The sequence below is a fragment of the Synechococcus sp. H60.2 genome (genome assembly GCF_047462315.1).
Lineage (GTDB): Bacteria > Cyanobacteriota > Cyanobacteriia > Thermostichales > Thermostichaceae > Thermostichus.
Window position 1 is genome coordinate 1 of the sequence record NZ_JANSIZ010000090.1, and the last position, 8,377, is coordinate 8,377.

An 8,377-nucleotide genomic window follows, 5' to 3' on the forward strand; every position below is an offset into this window, starting at 1 on the left:
CCAAAGAATGGGTTGGCATTCCCTTCTCTCCTTCCTCTTAAAACCTGTACCCTATTTTAAATTAACAGGCTGTATCGGCTTCATCTTTTGGAACTTGTTCCAGAGGAGGTAGGGCAGCGAAGAAAGATCTGTTCAGCGCTACAGCAATTTTCTTTCGCCAACTGTGCAAGGTCCCACCTTTGTAAACAAGTTGAGGGACAAGCCTTTTTCGAGAGGATGAGAGATAGTTGACCGCAAGCTTCCTCTTAGCAGAGAACTCCGAGCCCAGAGGAAAGTCTTGGCTGGCTGATAACCTCAATATTAGCTTATAGAGTGCAGGAAACCTGCACTCTAAGCTCTTCTCAAGAGGAGAGCCCCCCTTTGCAATTATTGCGAATTGTTACGAGGCTGGCGTTATGCCCCCAGCAGGGATCCGGTTCTCTGGTAGAACGGGAAACAGGCGCTGGGGAAGAATGCCCATTCCCGGCCCACTTGCTTTTTTGCATTGCACAAGGGAGAGCGACTGCATGTTTACTCTGGTTAAGCCCATCACCCGCCACGTGACCCCTGCTGAGCTGGGGGGGCGCCGACTGATGAAGGTGGTGTACGTGGTGTTGGAGCCGCAGTATCAGAGTGCCCTGACGGCGGCGGTGCAGCGCATCAATGCCCAGAACCCCAAGCTGGCGGTGGAGCTGTCTGGCTACTTGGTGGAAGAGCTGCGGGATCCCGCGGGATATGAGGCTTTCCAGCGGGATCTGGAGGCGGCCAATGTCTTTATCGGCTCCTTGATCTTCATTGAGGACATTGCCCAGAAGGTGGTACAGGCAGTAGAACCCCTGCGGGAGCGGCTGGATGCGGTGGTGGTGTTCCCCTCCATGCCAGAGGTGATGCGCCTTAATAAGCTGGGATCCTTTTCCATGGCGCAACTGGGCCAATCCAAGAGCGCCATTGCCCAGTTCATGCGCAAGCGCCAACAGGGATCCAACTTCCAAGAGGGGATGCTGAAGCTGCTGCAGACGCTGCCCAAGGTGTTGAAGTACCTGCCCTTCGACAAGGCCCAGGATGCCCGCAACTTCATGCTCAGCTTCCAGTACTGGCTGGGCGGATCCCGCGAGAACCTGGAGAACTTTTTGCTGATGCTGGCGGATCGCTACCTGCCGGGGATGCGGGGACAGCTCTCCTTTGCCGAGCCAGTCACCTATTTGGAGATGGGCATTTGGCACCCGCTGGCGCCGCAGATGTTTGCCAGCCTGGCGGAGTATTGGGATTGGTACAATGCCCGCGAGGATCTGCCGGAAGACGTGAAGGATCCCCTGGCTCCCTGCGTGGGGCTGGTGCTGCAGCGCACCCACCTGGTGACGGGGGACGATGCCCACTACGTGGCCATGGTGCAGGAGTTGGAGTCGCGGGGGGCGCGGGTGGTGCCGGTGTTTGCCGGCGGCTTGGACTTCTCCAAGCCGGTGAACGAGTTTTTCTGGAATGAGCAGAAGACGGCGCCAATTGTGGATGTGGTGGTGTCGCTAACCGGGTTTGCCCTGGTGGGCGGGCCGGCGCGGCAGGATCACCCCAAGGCCGTGGAGGCGCTGCAACGGCTCAATCGCCCCTACATGGTGGCGCTGCCCTTGGTGTTTCAATCCACAGAGGAATGGGCCACTAGTGACTTAGGCCTGCACCCGGTGCAGGTGGCGCTGCAGATTGCCATTCCTGAGCTGGATGGGGCCATCGATCCCATCATCCTCTCGGGGCGGGACGCGGCCACCGGCAAGGCCCACGCCCTACAGGATCGGATTGAGCTGATCGCGGCGCGGGCCATCAAGTGGGCCAATCTGCGGCGTAAGCCCAAGCTGGAGAAGAAAATTGCCATCACCGTCTTCAGCTTCCCGCCAGACAAAGGCAATGTGGGGACGGCGGCCTACTTAGATGTGTTTGCTTCCATCCACCGCGTCATGCAGGCCCTGGCCCACAACGGCTACGACCTGGGGCCAGAGCTGCCCAAAACGCCGCAGGAGTTGATGGAGGCCATCCTGCACGATGCCCAGGCCCAGTACGCCAGCCCGGAGCTGAACGTGGCTGCCAAGCTGTCGGTGCGGGAATACGAGGCCCTGACGCCCTATGTCAAAGCCATTGAAAAATATTGGGGGCCACCCCCAGGGCACCTGAACACTGATGGGCAAAATCTGCTGATTTACGGCAAGCACTTTGGCAACGTGTTCATCGGGGTGCAGCCTACTTTTGGCTACGAAGGGGATCCCATGCGGCTGCTTTTTTCTAGATCGGCCAGCCCCCACCACGGTTTTGCCGCCTACTACACCTATTTGGAGAAAGTGTGGGGAGCCGATGTGGTGGTGCACTTTGGCACCCATGGCTCTTTGGAGTTCATGCCCGGTAAGCAAATTGGCATGTCGGGCGAGTGCTACCCGGATAATTTGATTGGATCCCTGCCCAACCTGTACTACTACGCCGCCAACAATCCCAGCGAGGCCACCATTGCCAAGCGGCGCGGCTACGCTTGCACCATCAGCTACCTAACACCGCCGGCAGAGAATGCCGGCCTCTACAAGGGTCTGCAGGAGCTGCGGGAGCTGATTGGCTCTTACCAAACCCTGCGGGAGGGGGCACGGGGCGTTGCCATTGTCAACGCCATCTGTGACAAGGCGCGCCTGGTCAACCTGGACAAGGATGTGGAGCTGCCAGAGGGGGATGCTGCCCAGCTGACTCTGGAAGAACGGGACACAGTGGTGGGCCAGCTCTACGCCAAGCTGATGGAGATTGAGTCGCGGCTATTGCCCTGTGGGCTGCATGTGATCGGGGCGCCCCCTACCGCAGAGGAGGCCATTGCCACGCTGGTCAGCATCGCCAGCATTGACCGCCCAGAAGAAGGGATCCTTGGCCTGCCTCGCATTATTGCCCAGAGCCTGGGCCGGGATATCGACGAGATCTACCGCAACCGGGATCGGGGGCACCTGGCGGATACGGAGCTGCTGGATCGCATCAACAAGGCCTGCCACAAGGCAGTGGCGGCCCTGGTGCAGGAGCAAACCGACGCCCAGGGGCGGGTCTCCAGGGTAGCTAAGCTCAACTTCTTCAACATGGGACGGCAGGCGCCCTGGCTGGTGGCCCTGAAGGAGGCGGGCTATCCCCAGGTGGATGCAGAGCTCCTCAAGCCTCTGTTTGAGTTTTTGGAAGAGTGCCTTAAGCAAATTACGGCTGACTACGAGCTGGGATCGCTGCTGCGGGCCTTGGAAGGGGAGTACATCCTGCCGGGGCCCGGCGGGGATCCCATCCGCAACCCCAATGTGTTGCCGACGGGGCGCAACATCCATGCTCTAGATCCCCAGTCCATCCCCACCGCAGCGGCCATTAAGTCAGCGGAGATCGTGGTGGAGCGGCTGCTAGCCCGCGAGTTGAGCGCCAACGGCGGCAGGTACCCGGAAACCATCTCGGTGGTGCTCTGGGGCACGGACAACATCAAGACCTACGGCGAGTCACTGGCCCAGGTGCTGTGTTTGCTGGGAGTGCGTCCCAAGCCGGATGCTCTGGGGCGGGTGAACAAGGTGGAGCTCATCCCCTTGGAGGAGCTGGGGCGGCCCCGCATCGACGTGGTGGTGAACTGCTCCGGCGTGTTCCGGGATCTCTTTGTCAACCAAATGGCTCTCCTCGACCGGGCGGTGAAGCTGGCGGCCCTGGCCGATGAGCCGCTGGAGCTGAACTTTGTGCGCAAGCACGCCCTCCAGCAGGCCAAGGAGTTGGGGCTGACGCTGGAGCAGGCGGCAACGCGGGTCTTTTCCAACGCCTCCGGCTCCTACTCGGCCAACATTAGCCTGGCGGTGGAAAACAGCTCCTGGGAGGACGAGAGCGAGCTGCGGGAGATGTATCTATCCCGCAAGTCCTTTGCCTTTGGCTCGAATCTGCCCAACCAGCAGATGCGGCAGCTTTTTGAGGCCAGCCTAAAGACGGTGGACGTGACCTTCCAAAACCTGGATTCGTCGGAGATTAGCCTGACGGATGTCAGCCACTACTTCGACGCGGATCCCACCAAGTTGGTGCAGAGCTTGCGCCCAGACGGCAAGGCCCCCTCGGCCTACATGGCGGATACCACCACGCCCAACGCCCAGATCCGCACCCTGAGTGAGACGATCCGCCTTGATGCTCGCACCAAGCTGCTCAACCCCAAGTGGTACGAGGGCATGCTCAAGCACGGCTACGAAGGGGTGCGGGAGATCGCCAAGCGGCTGGTGAACACCTCCGGCTGGTCGGCCACGGCGGGCGCAGTGGACAACTGGATCTACGAGGAAACCAACGAGACCTTCATCAAGGACGAGGCGATGCGTCAGCGGCTGATGAACCTCAACCCCCACTCCTTCCGGCGTATCGTCGGCACCCTGCTGGAGGTGCACGGGCGTGGCTACTGGCAGACTTCTCAGGCCAATATCGAGCGCCTGCAGGAGCTGTACCAAGAAGTGGAAGACCGGATCGAGGGGGTGGAATAGGGGCCAAAGGGGATCCCTGCCGATCGTTGGCGCCGTTGCCACTGGAAGAGGGGTGAGGGAGTTCTACCCCAGCAACCCCGACCAGTGCAGGTAGGCTTCCATCAGGGGGGATCCCGCCAGAGCGGCCACGGCACCGCCCAGAGCCAAGTAGGGGCCGAAGGGAATGGGTTTGCCCAGGCGGGCCTTTCCTTTGGCCATGGCCAGCAGGCTGCCCAGCAAACCCAACCCAGAGCCCAAGATGAGGGCCACCACCACCCCTTGCCAGCCCAGCCACATGCCGATTAGAGCCAGCAGCTTGCCATCTCCTCCGCCCATGGCCTCTCGCTGCAAAACCCAGCGGGCAACAAAGCCAATGCCCTCCAGCAACCAAATGCCCAACACGGCCCCCACGATCCCGGCCACCAGCGACAGGCCCATGGCCGCCAGGGATCCCGACCCTTCCAGCCAGGGCAGCGCCAAGCGGGCCACCAGCCCCGCCACCAAGCCGGAGCGGGTGAGCTCCTCCGGCAGCAAAAACGTATCCAGATCAACCAGCGCCAGGGCCAGCAGCCAGCCCAATAAGACACAGGTGAGGATCCCGCGGGGGGAAAATCCCAAGATGGCGATGCTGAGGCCGAACAGCCCCAGGGTCAAGGCCTCAACGGCAGGGTAGCGCCAGCTAATCCGCGCACCGCAGTGGCGGCAGCGGCCCCGCAGCAGGAACCAGCCCAGAATGGGGATGTTCTCCGTGGGGCCCAGGGGCGTCTTGCAGTAGGGACAATGGGATCCAGGATAGAGCAGAGAGAGGCCCCGCGGCAGGCGATAGACTACCACGTTGAGAAAGCTGCCCACACAGGCTCCCAGCACCAACACCAGCACCCAGCCCAACAGGCGCAGCTCCCAGGTGCTGGCAAGGAAGTTCACCATCGCAGCCGTCCAGAGGGAGAACAAGAGGCTTGCTCTGCTATCGTAGGCGCTTAGGCTCGGCTTGGGCAGAAGGGCCTCATCGGAGCGGTTCCAACTGCTGCAAGGGGATGAAGGTTTCTTGAGGCAGCAGAATGGGAAACTCAGAAAAGATCAGATCCCCTCTCAGGGTACGGCGATGGATGACCACGCCTCGCGGCGGCTGCTCCAGCACCTCCGGTCGATGCTGCAGATGGAATTGATAGATCTGACGAGCTGCTTGCAGCAAAGCGCTGTCCATGTGCGGTTTCCCCACCTTGCGAAGCCCACTATCACCCTAACGACCCTGCCAAGATTCTCTGGGATTGAAAAGGGAGGATGCCCGCTCCTGTACTTGGTAGCGAGCTGATACGCCTCACCTCTTGGCAGCTTAAACCCTAGAATATCGCCGTCAACAGCCAGTGGGTCATTACGTCTCAGTTTAACCTTGCAAGAGGGAGTTTGCGGGCTCTTGCTGGGTCGGCAAGCGGTCAGGGTTAAGACAAGGCCATGGATCCTGCCTGAGGGCGACAGTACAGTGGGGGCAAACGCGCTGCGAGGAGATGGAGAGAACCTATCTGCTGGGGCTGGGCTGGATCCTAGGCCTGTTGCTGCGGGCCTGGCCGGCGGTGAGCGATTGGGGCTGGGGGATCCCGCTGGCGTTGGGATTGGCGGGATCCCTGGTGTGGCGGCGGCAACTGCGTTTGGCCCGCACCTGGCTGGCGATGGGGCTGGTGGGGTGTTTAGCCTGGGCCTACCTGGGCTGGCGGCAGCCGGTTCCCGGCCCGACGGATATCAGCCTGCTGGCCCCACAGCCGCAGATGAGCCTGGTGGGCACCGTTCTTTCCGAGCCCCGTCCCACCCGCAGCGAGCGGCGGCAGTTTTGGCTTGAGGCGGAGCAGGTGTTGGAGCCCAATTCCACCGCTCGCCAGGTGAGCGGCAAGCTCTACGTCACTGCCAGCCCTGAAGCTCTCCCAAGCCAGGATCTCCATCCCAACCAGCGGGTGCGCCTGACGGGATCCCTCTACCTTCCCAGTCCAGCCCTGAACCCAGGCAGCTTTGATTTTCAGGTCTATCTGCAGCGGCAGGGGGCTTTTGCGGGGTTCAGCGCTCGCGAGGTGATTCCCCAACCGGGCGGGAGGGGCTGGGGAGGTTGGGTGTTGCGGCGGCGGGTGCGGGAGGCGTTCATTGCCGGGCTGGGGGAGCGGCAGGGGAACCTCTTGGCTTCCCTGGTGCTGGGATCCCGCGCTGCGCAATTGGACTTTGATTTGCAGGATGCCTTTCGAGAAGTTGGCCTGGCCCACGTCCTGGCGGCCTCTGGGTTTCACGTGTCCCTGCTGGTGGGGGTGGTGTTCGTCCTGACGCGGCGGCTGCCGGTGCGCCTGCAGCAAGGGATCCTCCTGGCGGTCTTGGGGATTTACCTCACCTTGACGGGGTTTACGCCTTCGGTGCTGCGGGCAGCAGTGATGGGGGTGGCGGCCATGCTGGTACTGACGGAGCCCAGACTGGAAGGAAAAGTCAGGCTTAACCCCCTGGGGACGCTGCTGGTGGCGGCAGTTTTGCTCTTGATCTACCAGCCCCTGTGGATTACCGACCTGGGGTTTCAGCTTAGCTTTGCTGCCACCTTGGGGCTGCTGGTGGGGACGGCGCCGATTGTGTCCCGGCTGGACTTCTTGCCGCCGGCGGTGGCTACCGCTCTGGCCGTTCCGCTGGCCGCCCAGATCTGGACCCTGCCGCTACAGCTGGTTATCTTTGGCCGCATCCCCACCTACTCGCTGCTGGCCAACCCGCTGCTATTGCTTCTAGTGGTGCCGCTGCTGGTGGCAGGGTTTGGGGCGGCCCTGGTGGCCTTAATCTGGCCGGGGCTGGGATCCCTGCTGGCCCGGCCCTTGACGTTTTTGCTCACGCCTTTGATCAACTGGGTGAGCTGGATGGCCGGCTGGCCCCTAAGCTCCTACTACACCGGCAGGGTCTCGTTGCTGCAGTGCCTGCTCCTCTACGGGGCGCTGGTGGCCCTGACCTTTTGGCCCCGCTGGCGGCGGGCTTTCCGCTGGCAGGGTACTGCTCTGGTTATGGCTGCCATCCTGCTGGGGCCGAGGCTGTGGCCGGGGCCGCCAGTTCAGATCACAGCTTTGGCCAGTGGCCGTATCCCCATCCTGGCCATCCAAGCCGAAGGACGCCATCTCTTACTGAACAGCGGCGATCCCCGCTTGGCCGAGCGCACGGTGCTGTCCTTTTTGCAGCAGCAGGGCCTGCGCCGTCTGGAGGGGGCGGTGGCCATGACCTCTGCCGGCTCGGCCAATGGGGGCTGGGAGATCCTGCTTTCGGCTTTCTCCATCGGGCAGTTCTGGGATGGGGGCGGCGTCAATGCCGCCTCGGACAGCTACCTGCGCTCCCTCAGCGCCGTGCAAGCAGCCGGGATCCCCTATCAAGTCTTGCGGCCTGCGGATTGGATCCCTTTTTCGGAGCGGCTGAAGCTGCAGGCTGTCCACACCAACCCTCTGGTGTTGACCCTGGAGGCGGAGGGATCCCGTTGGCTGCTCTTGGGATCCGCCGGCACCAACGTCCAGGCTGAGCTAACCGGATCCCCCCTACTGCCGGCCCAGATCGACTGGCTGTGGTGGGATGGGGGATCCGTGATCCTGGACTTGCTGGAGCGCTTTCAGGTGCAGGCAGGCATCAGCTCCGGCCCTGTTGGCGAGGCAGTAGCCACCTGGTTTCGGCAAAAGCAGCGGCCCCTCTACATTGCCGAGCGCGTTGGAGCAGTGAGCTGGTCGCGGCGGGGCGTGCAAACCCTGAGGGCGCAACTGGACGGATAGGTGGCTTGGGAGAGAAAAGCTGACGCGACAGCTCGGTGTTGGATCAAAAGTTAGTCTCAAGCTAGCCTTCCCAATAGGCCCACGACGAAACCCATAGGCAGGACTGGATGGCAGGAAAGAAAACCGATACCAAACGCGCAATCGAGTCCTACGAGCACCGCGACAAAG

Annotated in this window: 5 protein-coding genes; 2 read left to right on the plus strand and 3 right to left on the minus strand. The window is 62.0% G+C overall.

Annotated elements, in window-relative coordinates; translation table 11 throughout:
• Window positions 1–61 precede the first annotated feature (61 nt).
• Window positions 62–298, minus strand: a complete 237-nt coding sequence (locus tag NW845_RS11490) for a NotI family restriction endonuclease (protein ID WP_414378642.1) — start codon at window positions 296–298, stop codon at window positions 62–64.
• A 208-nt stretch (window positions 299–506) separates the two neighbouring features.
• Between NW845_RS11490 and NW845_RS11495 the strand changes: the two genes are divergently transcribed.
• Window positions 507–4,469: a magnesium chelatase subunit H gene (locus tag NW845_RS11495; protein ID WP_414378643.1), complete on the plus strand. Its 3,963-nt coding sequence runs from the start codon at window positions 507–509 to the stop codon at window positions 4,467–4,469.
• 63 nt (window positions 4,470–4,532) lie between these two features.
• Here NW845_RS11495 and NW845_RS11500 read toward each other — a convergent pair whose 3' ends face one another.
• The gene (locus tag NW845_RS11500) at window positions 4,533–5,375 is read right to left on the minus strand and encodes a prepilin peptidase (RefSeq protein ID WP_414378644.1); all 843 of its coding nucleotides are present in this window, start codon (window positions 5,373–5,375) and stop codon (window positions 4,533–4,535) included.
• A 76-nt stretch (window positions 5,376–5,451) separates the two neighbouring features.
• Window positions 5,452–5,652, minus strand: a complete 201-nt coding sequence (locus NW845_RS11505; protein WP_414330572.1) for a hypothetical protein — start codon at window positions 5,650–5,652, stop codon at window positions 5,452–5,454.
• A gap of 301 nt (window positions 5,653–5,953) precedes the next feature.
• On the opposite strand from NW845_RS11505, the gene NW845_RS11510 reads away from it, so the two are divergent.
• Complete coding sequence (locus tag NW845_RS11510; protein WP_414378645.1) at window positions 5,954–8,209, plus strand: ComEC/Rec2 family competence protein; 2,256 nt, start codon at window positions 5,954–5,956, stop codon at window positions 8,207–8,209.
• Window positions 8,210–8,377 lie beyond the last annotated feature (168 nt).

Coding starts and splice junctions, on each gene's coding strand:
- NW845_RS11495 (WP_414378643.1), top strand. CDS start 507: ATGTTTACTCTGGTTAAGCCCATCACCCGCCACGTGACCCCTGCTGAG.
- NW845_RS11500 (WP_414378644.1), bottom strand. CDS start 5,375: ATGGTGAACTTCCTTGCCAGCACCTGGGAGCTGCGCCTGTTGGGCTGG.
- NW845_RS11505 (WP_414330572.1), bottom strand. CDS start 5,652: ATGGACAGCGCTTTGCTGCAAGCAGCTCGTCAGATCTATCAATTCCAT.
- NW845_RS11510 (WP_414378645.1), top strand. CDS start 5,954: ATGGAGAGAACCTATCTGCTGGGGCTGGGCTGGATCCTAGGCCTGTTG.